This is a genomic window from Methylobacterium sp. J-090 (genome assembly GCF_022829345.1).
In the GTDB taxonomy this organism is placed as follows: Bacteria; Pseudomonadota; Alphaproteobacteria; order Rhizobiales; family Beijerinckiaceae; genus Methylobacterium.
The window spans coordinates 49,800-63,715 of sequence record NZ_JAKSXV010000087.1 but is presented as its reverse complement, the minus strand read 5'-3'; the positions used below and the strand labels follow the sequence as shown (position 1 = coordinate 63,715).

Annotated in this window: 13 protein-coding genes; 3 read left to right on the top strand and 10 right to left on the bottom strand. The window is 73.1% G+C overall.

The annotated features are described in order from the left end of the window. Window positions 1-34: 34 nt before the first annotated feature. Both MKK49_RS14955 and MKK49_RS14950 read left to right on the top strand, forming a co-directional pair. The gene (locus MKK49_RS14955) at window positions 35-1,129 is read left to right on the top strand and encodes a transglycosylase SLT domain-containing protein (RefSeq protein WP_244029721.1); all 1,095 of its coding nucleotides are present in this window, start codon (window positions 35-37) and stop codon (window positions 1,127-1,129) included. Next, complete coding sequence (locus MKK49_RS14950) at window positions 1,126-3,078, top strand: DUF2336 domain-containing protein (protein WP_244029718.1); 1,953 nt, start codon at window positions 1,126-1,128, stop codon at window positions 3,076-3,078. The genes MKK49_RS14955 and MKK49_RS14950 overlap by 4 nt, the downstream gene beginning before the upstream one ends. Before the next feature lie 48 nt (window positions 3,079-3,126). On the opposite strand, the gene MKK49_RS14945 is transcribed toward MKK49_RS14950, so the two are convergent. Continuing rightward, window positions 3,127-3,897: an NAD kinase gene (locus MKK49_RS14945; RefSeq protein ID WP_244029716.1), complete on the bottom strand. Its 771-nt coding sequence runs from the start codon at window positions 3,895-3,897 to the stop codon at window positions 3,127-3,129. A 107-nt stretch (window positions 3,898-4,004) separates the two neighbouring features. On the opposite strand from MKK49_RS14945, the gene cutA reads away from it, so the two are divergent. Continuing rightward, entirely contained in the window at window positions 4,005-4,346 is a 342-nt protein-coding gene (cutA, locus tag MKK49_RS14940; protein ID WP_244029714.1) for a divalent-cation tolerance protein CutA, read from the top strand. On the opposite strand, the gene MKK49_RS14935 is transcribed toward cutA, so the two are convergent. The 9 genes from MKK49_RS14935 to croR all read right to left on the bottom strand — a co-directional run bounded on the left by MKK49_RS14935 (window position 4,325) and on the right by croR (window position 13,848). Next, on the bottom strand, window positions 4,325-5,383 hold the full coding sequence (locus MKK49_RS14935) for a glycosyltransferase family 2 protein (protein ID WP_244029776.1): 1,059 nt from the start codon (window positions 5,381-5,383) through the stop codon (window positions 4,325-4,327). The two genes, cutA and MKK49_RS14935, sit on opposite strands and share 22 nt — an antisense overlap. Before the next feature lie 257 nt (window positions 5,384-5,640). After that, window positions 5,641-6,411, bottom strand: coding sequence for a lysophospholipid acyltransferase family protein (locus MKK49_RS14930; RefSeq protein ID WP_244029773.1), 771 nt, complete (start codon window positions 6,409-6,411; stop codon window positions 5,641-5,643). Between the two features lie 150 nt (window positions 6,412-6,561). Beyond that, complete coding sequence (locus tag MKK49_RS14925; RefSeq protein ID WP_244029712.1) at window positions 6,562-8,088, bottom strand: phytoene desaturase family protein; 1,527 nt, start codon at window positions 8,086-8,088, stop codon at window positions 6,562-6,564. A 106-nt stretch (window positions 8,089-8,194) separates the two neighbouring features. Beyond that, window positions 8,195-9,397 (bottom strand): ABC transporter permease, encoded by a 1,203-nt coding sequence (locus MKK49_RS14920; protein ID WP_244029710.1) that lies wholly within the window; start codon window positions 9,395-9,397, stop codon window positions 8,195-8,197. Beyond that, a complete protein-coding gene (locus tag MKK49_RS14915; RefSeq protein WP_244029708.1) occupies window positions 9,394-10,380 on the bottom strand; it encodes an ABC transporter ATP-binding protein in 987 nt (328 codons plus the stop codon). The genes MKK49_RS14920 and MKK49_RS14915 overlap by 4 nt, the downstream gene beginning before the upstream one ends. A gap of 8 nt (window positions 10,381-10,388) precedes the next feature. Next, a complete protein-coding gene (locus MKK49_RS14910; protein ID WP_244029771.1) occupies window positions 10,389-10,817 on the bottom strand; it encodes a DUF2141 domain-containing protein in 429 nt (142 codons plus the stop codon). Window positions 10,818-10,828: 11 nt separating this feature from the next. Beyond that, on the bottom strand, window positions 10,829-12,421 hold the full coding sequence (crtI, locus tag MKK49_RS14905) for a phytoene desaturase family protein (protein WP_244029706.1): 1,593 nt from the start codon (window positions 12,419-12,421) through the stop codon (window positions 10,829-10,831). Window positions 12,422-12,557: 136 nt separating this feature from the next. Then, window positions 12,558-13,304 (bottom strand): TrmH family RNA methyltransferase, encoded by a 747-nt coding sequence (locus MKK49_RS14900; protein WP_409565081.1) that lies wholly within the window; start codon window positions 13,302-13,304, stop codon window positions 12,558-12,560. Between the two features lie 64 nt (window positions 13,305-13,368). After that, window positions 13,369-13,848 carry a 3-hydroxybutyryl-CoA dehydratase gene (croR, locus tag MKK49_RS14895; protein ID WP_056175651.1) on the bottom strand — a complete coding sequence of 160 codons (480 nt, stop codon included), beginning with the start codon at window positions 13,846-13,848 and terminating at the stop codon, window positions 13,369-13,371. Window positions 13,849-13,916: the final 68 nt, after the last annotated feature.

Here is a 13,916-nt window from a genome sequence, read left to right as displayed (position 1 = left end):
CCATCACGGCGCCGCGCCCTCAGCCGGACGGCGCATGTTCCTGTTCACCACGCCCCCCGCCACCTCCCGCGACACCGGCGCCAGCCGGGACGCCGGTGCGCGTGCCGCGACGGGGGCGGGCTCCACCGTCGTCGAGGCCATCCGCGACGGGGCGCAGACCTCCGGCGCGGGCTTCGACTACCTGCTGGCGACGGCCCAGCGCGAATCCGCCCTCAACCCGACGGCGAAGGCCGGGACCTCCTCGGCCACGGGCCTGTTCCAGTTCATCGAACAGACCTGGCTCGGCACCATGAAGAACGCCGGGCCGAAGCTCGGCCTCCAGACCTACGCCGACGCCATCACGGCACGCCCCGACGGCACCTACACGGTGGCCGACCCGGATGCGCGCCAGACGATCCTCGACCTGCGCCGCGACCCCAAGACCGCCGCGACGCTCGCCGGCGCCCTGACCCAGAACAACCGCGACGCCCTGACGGCGGCGCTCGGCCGCGAACCCACGGGGGGCGACCTCTACGCCGCCCACGTGCTCGGCGCGCGCGGGGCCGCCGCCCTCATCAACACCGCGCAGGCGAGCCCGGCCCGGACCGCCGCCCTCGACATGCCGGAGGCGGCCGCCGCCAACCGCGGCCTGTTCTACGACAAGACCGGCCGGGCGCGGGGGGCGGCCGAACTCTATGCCCTCCTGTCCACGGCCCGCTCCACGGGGGCCCAATCGGGAACTTTGCAGGCCGCCAGCCCCATCGTGCTGCCGGAGGGCACCACCGCCTACGCCTCCCTCGACGGCGGCCTGCGCTCCCTGTTCCAGACCGACAAGCGCCAGGGTGCGGTCTCGGAAGGGGTCGCCAAGCTCTGGCAGGGGCGGGCGGCCACGGACGCCGCCCGCAGCGCGCCGACCTATTTTCCGCGCTCGGACGGGACGGCGGACACCACGTTGGCCGAGCCCATCGGCGGCGCATCGGCGGCGAGCACCCCGGCGGTGCAGGCATCCGACACCGCGCGTCCCGACGCCAACGCCCTCGTCGGCGCCCCCCTGCCGCCGCGCCGGCCGGCCGAATTCAACACCGCGTCGGCCGCCCGGACCGGCGCCCCCCTCGATCCCTCCCTCTTCACCGCCCGGAGCGGCCCATGATCATCCGCCAGTTCCTCGCCTGGACGCAGCACGCCTCGGCCGAGCGCCGGGCGGAGGCGGCCGGCGCCCTGGTCCGGGCCACCCTGCACGGGGGCCTCGCCCCCGACACGGCGGGTCAGGCCGAGGCCACGATCCTCGCGCTCCTCGACGACCCGGCCCCGCTGGTGCGTCGCGCCCTGGCCGAGGCCTGCGCGGCGAGCCCCGCGACGCCGCGTTCCCTCGTGGTGGCGCTGGCCGGCGACCTGCCGGACATCGCCTGCCTCGTCCTCAGGCGCTCGCCCGTCCTCACCGACGCCGACCTCGTCGACGGCATCGCCATCGGCTGCGAGGCCGCGCGCGTCGCCATCGCCGAGCGGCGCGACCTGTCGCACGCGGTGGCCGGCGCCATGGCGGAGATCGCCGGACCGGAGGCCCTCGCCGCGATGGTGCGGAATTGCAGCGCCCGCATCACCGCCGGCAGTCTCCTGCGCCTCGTCGCGCGCCACGGCGACGACGCGCCCCTGCGCGAGGCGGTGCTGGCCCGGCCGCACCTCCCCCTCGAAGTGCGCCAGGCCTGCACGGATCGGCTCGCCGAGGCCCTGTCGCGCCATGCCGTCGCGTCCGGATGGCTTACGCCGGCCCGGGGCGAACGGGCCGGCCGGGAGGCGCGCGAGCGGGCGACCCTGGACTTCAGCGCCGGGGCGCACCCCATCGATCTCGCCCGCCTCGTCGCCTACCTGCGGACACACGGCCAGCTCAACGCGGGCCTGATCCTGCGGGCGATCCTGTCGGGCCACATGCCGTTCGCCGAGACCGCCCTCGCCGACCTCGCCGGACTCGCCCCGGCCCGGGCCGCCGGCCTGATGCACGAGGGGTCGAGCGCCGCCTACGCCGCCCTTCACCGCAAGGCGGGCCTGCCGGGAATGCTGCTGCCGGCCTTCACCGCCGCCCTCTCGGCCTGGCGCGAGGCCGGCCGGGGCGAGAGCACCGCGCGGGGCGCGGCCCTGTCGCGCCTCATGATCGAGCGCGCGCTCACCGCCTGCGAGACCATGCCGTTCGCCGACGCCCAGGGCGTCATGGCCCTGCTGGCCCGCTTCGAGGCCGAGGCCGCCCGCGACGCCGCGCGCGAGCGGACCCGGATGATGGCCGAGCAACAGGCGCTGGCGCCCCCGGCGGCGGCCGACCCGTTCCCCGAGGCGCGGCGCCTCGACACCCCGTCCCTCGACGCGCGGGCCATGGCATCCGAGATCCTCGATGCGGAGTGGCGCGAGGCCCAGCGCCAAGTGCCGCCCCCCCCGGTGGCGCACCACGCCGCCGCCATGCGGCAGACGCTCCGCGAGACGGCCGAGATCACCGGACACCGGGAGACGGCCGGGACCGTGGCGACCGCCGAGCTTCCCGAGACCGGGACACCTTCAGAAGCCGAGGCCATGGCGGAGGCCGGGACGCCCCCGCAGGCGGCGCAGCTTTCGGAGACGGCGATGCTGCTGGAGACGCCCCGAGCGCCGCAGGCACACCAGGCCCCGCAGGCACGCCAAGAGCCGCAGGCAATCGAAGCCCCGCAGGCGTCCGAAGCCCCGCAGGCCTCCGAAGCCCTGCAGGCGCCCGAGCCCGTCACGATCGCCGCACCCGTCGCCGAACACGAAGCCGGCGCGGCCTCCCTAGCGGCGGAGGTCCCGGGCACGATCGAGACGGATACGATCGCGCCGGACGTGGCCATTCGAGCCGATGGCACTCTCACAGCCGGGGACGCCGCCCGGACCGACCCCGTCGGCCTCATCCTCGAAGCCCTGCCGCGCGCGATCCTGGCGCAGTTCCAGGAGGAGCGTGCGGCGAAACTGCGGGAGACGACGCGGCAGGACGACGTGCAGACCCACGCGGCGACCGTCGCGGAGATCCTCGACACGATCCCGAACGCCCTCGTGGCGAGCTACCGCGCCGACCGGGAGCGCGTCCGCCTCGCCGCGTAAGACCGCGCGTCGGCCCCGACCCCTAGGTTGGGCCCGGCGCGGACGGGATCAGCCGAACTGCTCGCGCAGAATCCGCTCGTCGAGGCTGTGGCCGGGGTCGTGCAGGAGCACGAGGTTGCTGGCATGGTCGAGCCAGGTCTCGACGGTGGCGACCCGCCGGAACTCCGTGTGGTCGGCCACCGCCGCCACGGGCCGGTGCTCGGCGTCGAGCACCTCGATGAAGATGCGGGCGTGATCGGGCAGGAGCGCCCCGTGCCAGCGGCGCGGGCGGAAGGACGAGATCGGCGTCAGCGCCAGCAGGCGGGCGTTGAGGGGCAGGATCGGCCCGCCCACCGAGAGGTTGTAGGCGGTGGAGCCGGCCGGCGTCGCCGCCAGCACCCCGTCGGCGATGAGTTCGGGCAGGCGCACGTGGCCGTCGACGGAGATCCGCAGCTTGGCGGTCTGGTGGGTCTGGCGCAGCATGTAGACTTCGTTCAGCGCCCGCGCCCGGTGGCGGCGCCCCTCCGTATCCACGGCCTCCATGAGCAGGGGGTGGATGCGGCTGCGCTTGGTGTTCTCGAGGCGCTCGAGGAGGTCCTCCTCGCGGTACTCGTTCATGAGGAAGCCGACGGTGCCGCGATTCATGCCGTAGATCGGTTTGCCGGCATCCATGAAGCGATGGAGCGCCTGGAGCATGAGGCCGTCGCCGCCGAGCGCCACCACCACGTCCGCCTCCTCGGGCGGCACGTGGTCGTAGCGGCGCATCAGGGCGTCCGCCGCCTGGCGCGCATCGTCCGTCGGGCTCGCGATGAACGCGATCGTGTTGAAACGCCGCGACATGAACCCTCGTCCGCCCCGTTGACCCAACCGCGATCCGCGTCGCACCTCGGACCGCAAGCGCACCGCGCGGGATGCAACCGCCGGTCCGCGATCGGGAGACCCATAGCATGGAGCGTCCGCTTCTCGTCTACACCACCTTCCCGGATGCCGACGCGGCGCTGGCCGTGGGCGAGGCCCTGGTGCGCATGCGGCTGGCCGCCTGCGTCAACGTGCTGCCGGGGATGCGCTCGGTCTATGCCTGGAAGGGCGCGGTGGAGCGGGCCGACGAGGTGGTAGCCCTGATCAAGAGCCGCGCGACCCTGGCCGAGCCCCTGGCCGCCGCCCTGAAGGCGCGCCACCCCTACGAGACGCCGATCATTCTCCACTTGCCCGTGGAGGGCGCCGACCCGGACACGGCGGCCTGGATCCTGCGTGAGACCGGTCCGGATCAGGCGCCGTTCAGCGGATAGCTTCTCCCCTTCCACACGGCGGCACCGGCGGCCTTGCGGCGCAGGAGCACGTTCCACTGGATCAGGAGCGCCACGGCCACGGCCACGGGATGGAGCGGGATCGTGAGGGCCGGCTCGCGCATGGCGAAGGTGATCGCCGCCCGCGTGCCGAGGGACAGCAGGAGCGCGACGAGCGCCAGGCCGGCCGCCCCGGGTGCGGCGAGGCCGAGGCCGAACAGGATCAGCAGCAGCACCGGCAGGATATGGGCGGTGAAGAGCAGCGCCGTCCAGACGGGGAGGGCGCGCGGCGTCGCCATGCCCTCGTGGGCGTTCTTCGAGAACCCGGCCCAGGCCTCCGTCCAGCCCCGGTACATCCGGCAGGTGGCGAGCGCGTGCCCCGCCACGAGGTCCGTGCCGTGGCCCGCCGCGCGAAAAAGGCGCGCCAGGAGCACGCCGTCGTGCAGGAAGCCCCGGATGGCGCCGTGGCCGCCGGTCTGCGCGTAGACCGCCCGGTCGACGAGGACGAGCTGGCCGCAGGCCGCCCCGAGGGACGGACGCAGGGAGGACCGCATCATCGGCACCGGCAGGTAGCCGACGAGGAGGAAGCCGATCATCGGCACGGTGAGACGCTCGCCGAGCGTCCCCATGCGCTGGCGCGGCACGCCGCTGACGAGGGCGGCGCCCGTGGCGGTGGCATGCGCCGCCAAAGCCGCCGCCGCCGCCGCCGCCAGGGTCACGTCGGCGTCGATGAACAGGAGGTGGGGGAAGCGGGCCGCACCTGCGAGGACAGAGCAGGCGTGGTTCTTGCCCGTCCAGCCTTCGGGCAGGGACGGGATCGCCACGAGGCGAACGCGCGGGTCGGTGGCCGCGATGGCCCGCACGAGGGCGGCGGTGGCGTCGGTGGAGTGGTCGTCGCCGACCAGCACCTCGACGGTGGCCCCCGTGCTCGCCAGCGCCGCCCGCACGGTGTGTTCGATGGTGGCGGCCTCGTCGCGGGCCGGGATCAGGATCGAGACGCGGGGCGTTTTTTCGGCGTCCGGGCGACCGGGGTCGGCCATCGACGAACGATCGGCGTAGAGCACGACAGGCTCCCTCTCTTGGAAGGAGAGGGTTGGGGTGAGGTGTGCGAGCTTGTCGGAGGTGTCACACACCTCACCCTGTCCCTCTCCTGCAAGGTGTGGGGACCCGTGCTGCCTGCGCGAAGCCTCAGTCCGAGACGCATCCGACACCGGCGTGCGGAGGACCGACAGGTTTACGGCCGCCAGCACCGCCGGCAGGAGGGCAAGCAGCACTGAAACGATCGCGAGAGCGAGGATCACGGCCGGCGGTCTTCCTCTGCCCGGTGGGCGGGCTCGAAGCGGCGCCCGGTGAGGGCCGCGCGCAGGCGCCGCCCGAGATCGTAGACGCCGCCGACGCCCTTGGCACCCGAGACGAGGGCCGTGAAGCGGCCGGGATCGCGGGCGATCACGTCGGCGGTGAGGCGGTCGAGGGTGTCGGTCAGGGCCGCCTCCATCCGGGCGAGGCGCTCGGGCCGTGGGAGGGCGTGGAGGTCGGCGCCCCGGATCGGCGGCCCGAAGGCGGCGCAGGCCTCCGCGCCGCGCTCCTCCCAGAAGGCGTAGTCGAGGGCGAGGGGCACGAACAGGGTGTCGGGGGCGAGCTCGGGCAGGCGGGCGACGCCGGCGCGCAGATCCAGCGGCCGGGCGCGGACATCGGCGAAACGCCCCTGCGCGGTGATCCAGATCATCGCGCCGGGCCGCGCCGGAATCTTTCGCGAGGCCAAAATCTTCCGTGAGGCCTTGAGGAACTGCGCCGCGCCGCGCGCCGAATCGAGATCGACCGGGAAGGCGCCGATGCGGGAGAAGATCGCGTAGCGCTCCAGCATCTTCGCATCGAACGGCGCGTGACTCTCGCGCGCGGGGAACAGCCGCCCGGCGAGCAGGATGACCACGGCGGCATCCCACCACGCCGGGTGATTGCAATAGACCACGATGGGGCCGGGATGATCGGCGAAATCCGGCACGCCCCAGCGGGCGAGGCGCAGGGCATTCATGTGGCGGCGCAGGAACCGGTCGAAATACCCGACCATGAACCGCCAGACGAAGGCCGATCGGGCCGGGGCCGACACCGCTCGGTCCCTAAGCAGGTTTCGCAAAAGTGGTCACCGGTTTTGCGTCGAAAATCTGCGACAGATCAGGAAGCTAAGCAGGTTCGCGTTGGCACGCCAATGCGAACCTGCTTAAGCGCTCGCCCGGACCTCGCCGCGCGCGTCGGTGTCGTGGGCATCGGCCGCGATCCAGCCCGACATCATCACCATGGGCATGCCGGGGCCCGGATGGGCGGCGCCGCCGGCGAGATAGAGGCCCCGCACCTTTCGCGATCGGTTGCCGGGCTTGAACGCGCCCATGAACTTGCCGTGGGAGGCCAGCCCGTAGATCGCGCCGTTCAAGACCTTGTAGCGCTCGTGGATGTCCTGCGGCGTGAGGTGGCGCTCGACGACGATGCGCTCCTCGAGATCGGGCATGCCGGCCGTGCGCTTGAGCTTGTCGAGGATCACCTGACGGTAGGCCGGGAACATCGTCTTCCAGTCGTGATGCGGCCGGAGGTAGGGCGTGTGGACGAGGACGTAGAGGGCCTCACCGCCCTCCGGCGCCACGCTCGGATCGGTGGAGGACGGCGCGGCGAGGTAGGCCGTCGGGTCCGGGGCCGGCTCGCCCTTGCGGTAGATGTGGTCGAACTCCTCCTCCGGGTTGCGGGAGAAGACGAAGTCGTGGTGGCTGAGGTGGTCGTAGCGCTTGTTGAGGCCGAGATAGAGCACCACGCCCGAGCAGGCCGGCTCGAAGCTCTTCTTCTCGTAGGCCTTGCCGACGGCGCCGCCGACGAGTTCCCGGTAGGTCCGCACGCTGTCCATGTTGGAGATGACGGCGTCGAACGGGGTGGTGCCGGCGGCGGTGCGCACGCCCGTCACCGCACCGCTGTCGATGGCGATCCCCGTGACCTCGTCGCCCGGCCGCAGGGTGGCGCCGAGCTCGCCGGCGAGCTTCGCCAGGGCCTCGGCCACGGCGCGGGTGCCGCCCATGGGGTACCACACGCCTTCGGCCGTCTGCATGTGGGCGATGGCGCAGAGCACGGCCGGCGCGCCGTAGGGCGAGGAGCCGACATACTGGACGAAGTGGTCGAGCATCTGGGCGAGGCGGGCGTCCTTCACCTTGGAGCGGATGGTGCCGGCCACGGACGAGCCCATGCGCAGGGACAGGACATCCCGGAGCGTCCCGGGGTTCATGTTGGCGCGGATGTCGATGGTGTCGAACAGGTCCTCCACGGCCTTCCAGAAAAAGAACCGGTTGGAGACGCCGTGGAGGTGCTCGGAGATCTCGATGAACTTCGTGTAGCCCTCGCCGGCGCCCGTGCCGGGGGCGAAGCGGTCCATGGAGGCCGCCATGGTCGGCACGTCGGCCATGAGGTCGATGCGGGTGTCGTCGTCGAAGAAGCAGCGCCATTGCGGATCGAGGCGGCGGAGATCGAGGTAGTCGCGGATGTCGCGCCCGGCCTCCTGGAAGATGCGCTCCAGCACCTTCGGCACGGTGAGGATGGTCGGCCCCATGTCGAACCGGAACCCGTCCTGATGCAGCACCGCCGCCTTGCCGCCGAGCCAGTCGTTCTTGTCGTAGAGGGTGACTTTGTGGCCGCGCGCCGCGCTCACGCAGGCCGCCGCGAGGCCGCCCAACCCCGCGCCGACGACGGCGACCGAAGACCCAGCCCGCATGTTCCTGCCACTCCCGAACGGACGAACGCCGTCCTTATAGTTGAAGCTAGGCTGCCTACGGCGGGGGTCAACGCGTTACCCCGTCGCGGCGGCCCGTCAGGATCGTTCACGCCACCCGCCGCGACACCAGCCCCACCGCCGCCACCAAACTCACCGCCGCCACCGCGATCATCACGCCCCAGGCCGGCAGGGCGGCGGAGACGCCTTCGCCGAGCGCCGTCTGGTAGGCCTCGATGGCCCAGGCGTTGGGGGTGAACCAGCCGGCCTGCTGCAGCCAGGGCGGCATGAGGAAGCGCGGCACCATGCTGCCGCCCACCGCCGAGAGCAGCAGGACGCCGAAGGTCGAGGCGAGGTGGGCCTGCTGGCGGGTGGCGGCGGCGGCGCACGCCGCGAGCGCCAGCCCCGCCGCCATGGCGGAGACGAGGAGGGTGGTGCCGATCCAGGCGGCCCAGTGCGGACGCAGGTCGACGCCGTGGAGGAGGGCGGCCGCGGCGAAGATCAGGCCAGCCTGGACCATCCCCTGGAGGACGAGGAAGGCGAACTTGCCGAGGACGATCACGGCGAGGCCGCCCGGAGCCGCCGTCAGGCGGTCGGCGAGGCCGCCCTGGCGCTCCTCGACGAGGGACAGCGCGCCCTGCATGGCGGCGAACAGCAGGAACACCGCCGCGATGGCGCCGGCATAGTAGCTCACCCGGTCGTTGCCGCCGCCCGTGGCCGTGCTCTGCAGTTCGACGAGGGACGCGAACGAGAACGGCTCCTTGCGGGCGCGCTGCTCGGCGAAGGCTTGGTTCAGGAAGGCGCGCTCGTCGGCGCCAATCTTGCCCGAGCGCTCCACGTCGGCGACGATCCGCGCCAGCACCACGTCGGGCAGGGCCGCGTTGAGCACCCGCTGGAACTGGCCGAGCGCGATGGGCGTGGCGAGCGCCCGGGACGGGTTCTCGATGAGCACCACGGGCTGCTCGGCTGGGGCCGCCCCGGCGGGGGCGGCATCGAGGTCGCCGCGCAGGACCAGGGCGACGTCGACCTCGCCCCGGCGCACGGCGCTCGCGGCCCCGGCGACATCCGCGACGGACAGGCGCGCGATCCGCAGGGACGGGTCGGACTCCAGGGCGGCGGCGAGGCGCTCGGTCGTCGCGGTGCGGGCGAGGTCGACGAGGCCGAGATGGATGCGGATGCGCTCGCCGATGGCGCCGGAGAAGATCGCCGCGAAGATCACGAAGATCACGGTGGGCAGCACGAAGGCCATGACCAGGGCGGCGCGGTCGCGCACGAGGCCTAGCAGCATCACCCGGAAGGCGGCGGCGATCATGACGCGGCGCCTTCGCGGCGGCGGAGCCGGACGGGGTCGGCCGGGTCCCACAGGCCGAGGGCGTCGCGGTAGACCGCCTCGAGGCCGGGTGTGCGGATGCGGATCTCGGCGACGGGGACGCCCTCGGCCCGCAGGGCGTCGAGCAGTGCGGCCGCGTTGAGGCGCGGGCCAGCGGCGGGCAGCGCCCGCCAGGTCAGGCCGGTGTCCACGGGCGCGAAGCCCGCCCGCCGCAGGGCCGCCTCGGCCGGGCCGGAGGCGGGGCCCGACAGGGCGACCTCGTGCTCGGGCGCGCCGTCGCGCCGACGCGCCAGGAGGTCGGGCAGGGTACCCTCGCGGACGATGCGGCCTTCGGCCAGGAAGGCGGCCCGGTCGGCGAGGCGCTCGGCCTCGGCGAAATCATGGGTGGCGACGAGCACGGCCGCGCCCGCCCGGCGCAGGCGCTCCAGCACGGCGTGGATCGCCGCGCGGGCGTGGAGATCGACGCCCTGCGTCGGCTCGTCGAGGAGGACGAGGCGGGGCTGCGCCATGAGGCTCGCGGCGATGTTGACCCGGCGCTGGTAGCCGCCCGACAGGAGGCCGACGGGGCGACCGGCGACCGCGGCGATGTCCGTCTGGTCGAGGGCGTCGGCCACGGCCGCGCGCCGGGCGTGCCGGCCGAGGCCGGCGAGGCGGGCGAACACGTCGAGGTTCTCGGCCACGGTCAGGCGGGGATAGAGGGCGATGTCCTGGGGCACCCAGCCGATGGCCCGGCGGGCCTCGGGGGCCGCGAACGGATCGCACCCCGCGATCCGCACGTGCCCCGCCTGCGGGGCGAGGCGGCCGGCGACGAGGCGCATGAGCGAGGTCTTGCCGGCCCCGTTGGGGCCGAGCAGCGCCAGGGTCTGACCGGCGAAGAGATCCAGGTCGACGCCGTCGAGGACGCGCCGATCGCGGTAGCTCAGGGTGGCCCCCCGGACCACGACCAGGGGTGAATCGGGCGGCACGGGGGCGGTCAGCGGCGGGGCAGGGCGCGGGTCAGGCGCACGCGCAACGCCAGCCCGGGTTCGCGCACCGCGACCTGGGCGCGGGCGAAATCCGGCCGGGCCGTGCGCTCGGACGGCCCCGAGAAGCCGTAGGGCTCGGTCGGCAGGCCGAGGCCGGTGCGGTCGAGGCGGCGGTTGCCGTTCTGGTCCTGGAACGCCGCGACGGCGTAGGCGCCGGGCTCGACATCCGCGAACACCACCCGTTCGCTCGCGCCCCGCACGGGGGCCTCCTGGCCGATCCGGCACTCGGCCTCCGACAGGCCGCCCTGGCACAGGGCGACGTAGAGCGTGGAGGGCACCGCCTCGATCCCGTCCACGGTCACCGTCACGGTGGCCGCATGGGCGGGTCCGACCGAGACCACGGCGGTCGGACAGGCCGCGACACACGCCGCGAGCACGAGAAAACGCCTCACGCGGCGTCGCCGGACGTGGCGAGCGGCGCCGTGTTCGGTACGCCGGCGGCCTCGGCGCCGACGCGGCCCGCCGACAGTTCGTCGATGAGCAAGCGGGCGGTGATGCGCGCGCCCTCGTAGATCACCGGCAGGCCCGAGCCCGGATGGGTGCCGCCGCCGACGAGGTAGAGCCCCGGCCCGAACCGGTTGTGCGGGCGGAAGTAGAGCATCTGCATGAGGTCGTGGGCGAGGTTGAAGGTGGCGCCCTCGTGGACGAAGAAATCGTCGCGCCACTCCGTCGGATCGACGATGCGCTCGTAGCGGATGCGCTCCTCGATGTCGCCGAGGCCGAGGATCTTCAGGCGGTCGAGGACGAGGCGGCGATAGGTCTGCCGCGTGGTGGTCCAGTCGATGTCGGCCTTCAGGTTCGGCACCGGCACGAGGACGTAGAGGCTGGTATGGCCCGGCGGCGCCATGCCGCCATCGGTGAAACCGGCGTGCTGGACGTAGAGCGAGGGCTGCATCGGCAGGGTGCCGCCGGTGATCTCGCGGATGTTGCGGGCGTAATCCTCCGACAACAGGATCGTGTGATGGCCGAGCGCCTCCGGTGCCGGGCCCTCGATGCCGAGATACAGCATGAAGGTCGAGCACGAGAGGCGCGCCTTCGCGATCTTGGCGTCGCGCCAGCGCGGGCGGTGGGATTGGGGAACGAGGTCCTTGATCACCTTGGCGAAATCGCCGTTGATCACCACCGCGTCGGCGTGGATCGTTTCCGCGCCGCAGACCACGCCGCAGGCCTTTTTCCCCTCGAACAGCACCCGGTCGACGCTCGCGCCGAGGCGGATGTCGACGCCCATGCGCCGGGCCAGCCCCGCCATGGCCTCCGAGACGGCGCCGCAGCCGCCGACGGGATGGTAGACCCCGTGCTCGTATTCGAGGAACGACAGGATGGTGAACAGGCTCGGGCACCGGAACGGCGACATGCCGAGGTATTTGGTCTGGAACGCGAAGGCGAGGCGCACGCGCGGGTCGGCGAAGTAGCGCTGCAGGTCCCTGTCGACGCTGCGGCCCGGATGGAGGTGGGGCAGGGCGGCGATCATCGCCGGGGAGGCCATGCTGCGCAGGGTGTGGAAGGCCTGCTCCAGCACCGGCTTAAAGAACTTCAGCTTCACCCGGTTGTCGGCGAAGAATTTCCTGACGTTCTTCGCGTCGTCCGGCGCGATGCGGGCGACCTCGGCCTCCAGGCGCTCCATGTCGTTGGTCGCCTGGATCGTGCCCGAGATGCCGCCGTTCTCCTCGAAGACGAGGTGGTATTGCGGATCGAGGCGCTCGAGCTTGACGTGGTCCTCCAGGCGCTCGCCGCAGGATTCGAAGATGTCGGCGAGAATCTGTGGATAGAGGAAGAAGGTCGGCCCAATGTCGAAGCGGTAGCCGCCCGGCGCCTCCACGGTCTTGGTCCGGCCGCCCACCGCCGGGTCCTTCTCCAGCAGCGTGACGTGGACGCCCGCGCGCGCCAGCAGCAGGGCCGTGGCGAGGCCGCCGGGACCGGCGCCGACGATGATGACCCGGCGTCCGGACAGAGTCCGCAAGCCATCCCGTGACTGCAGCAACGCTCGCAACTCCCACTCGACGTCCCGGATTCCAGTCTCCTGGCCCGATCCGGTTTCCTTCGGATACGCCCGACGGCGCGCTCGCGTAATCTTGAGCGTAGCGCCCGGCAGGGCAAGGGCCACGGATTGTCGCGCGTCAGCGCAGGTGGGCCGCCGCGAGATGATGCAGGGCCAGCGCCCCGGCGGTGGCGACGTTGAGGGAATCGAAGCCGGGCGCCATGGCGATCCGCACGGTCCGGGCGCGGGCCATGAGGCTCTGGGGCAGGCCGGGCCCCTCGGTGCCGAGGAGCAGGAGGGCGCGCGGCGGGGGCGCGAGGTCGGACAGCCTCTCGCGGCCGGCGGGGCTCAGGGCCAGGGGGACGAGGGCGTGATCCTCGGCGAAGGCCAGGAGCGCCGCCCCGTCGGGCAGGCGCGCGAACGGCACCGTGAGGGCCGCGCCCGCCGAGACCCGAATCGCCTTGCGGTAGAGGGGATCGCAGGTGGCGGCGTCGAGGAGCACGCCATCGGCCCCGAAGGCGGCGGCGTTGCGGAACAGGCCGCCGACATTGTCGTGGTTGGTCAGGCCGACGAGGCCGACGACGAGGGCCGGCGCCGGGGCGGGCGGCACCGGGAGGCCGGTCTCCGGTCCGGCAAGCCCCACCGCCAGGACGCCGCGATGGATCGGGAAGCCCGCGATGGCGCTCATCACGGCCTTCTCGGCGACGTAGACCGGGACCGGGCCGGTCCGCGCCATGAGGATTTCGGTCAGGCCCTCCACGCGCTCCGGCGACAGCAGGATCGATTCGAGACCGAACCGCGCCCGCCCCGAAAGCATCACCCGCAGGGTGACCTCGCCCTCGACGATGAAGCGGCCTTCGCGCCCGACGAGGTCGCGCTCGCGCATGGCCGTGTAGGGCGAAAGACGCGGGTCGGCGGGGTCGGCGACGGGGATCGGCGGCAAGGGCGGATCAGGCGCTCGGCGGGCGGCCGCCCATGCGGATGGCGAGGGGGTCGGCCTCGGCCTTCGTCGGCACCTTCACCAGGGCCTCGCCGTCGAGGACGATCTCGCCGGCGACCGAGCAGGTGCATTTCAGGCGGGCGCGGCGGCGCTCGGGCACGAGCTCGGCCACCTCGACAGTGACCTGAACCGTGTCGCCGATGCGCACGGGCGCGCGAAAGTTCAGGGTCTGGCTGATGTAGATGGCGCCGGGGCCCGGCAGGCGGGTGCCGAGCACCGCCGAGATCAGGCCGGCGGTGTAGAGGCCGTGGGCGATGCGGGTTCCGAACGGCGTGCGGGCGGCGAAGTGTTCGGACAGGTGGATCGGGTTGCGGTCGCCGGTGATCTCGGCGAAGCCCACCACGTCGGAGGACGAGATCTCCTTGTTGAGGGTCTCGGACAGGCCGACTTCGAGGTCCTCGAAATACAGGACGCGCAGTTCGGGCATCATGGGCAGTTCCCCCGTCTCGTTCGTGGCACGCGGGCATCGCCCGCGCCGGCGGCGCGCCCGTTCGCCGC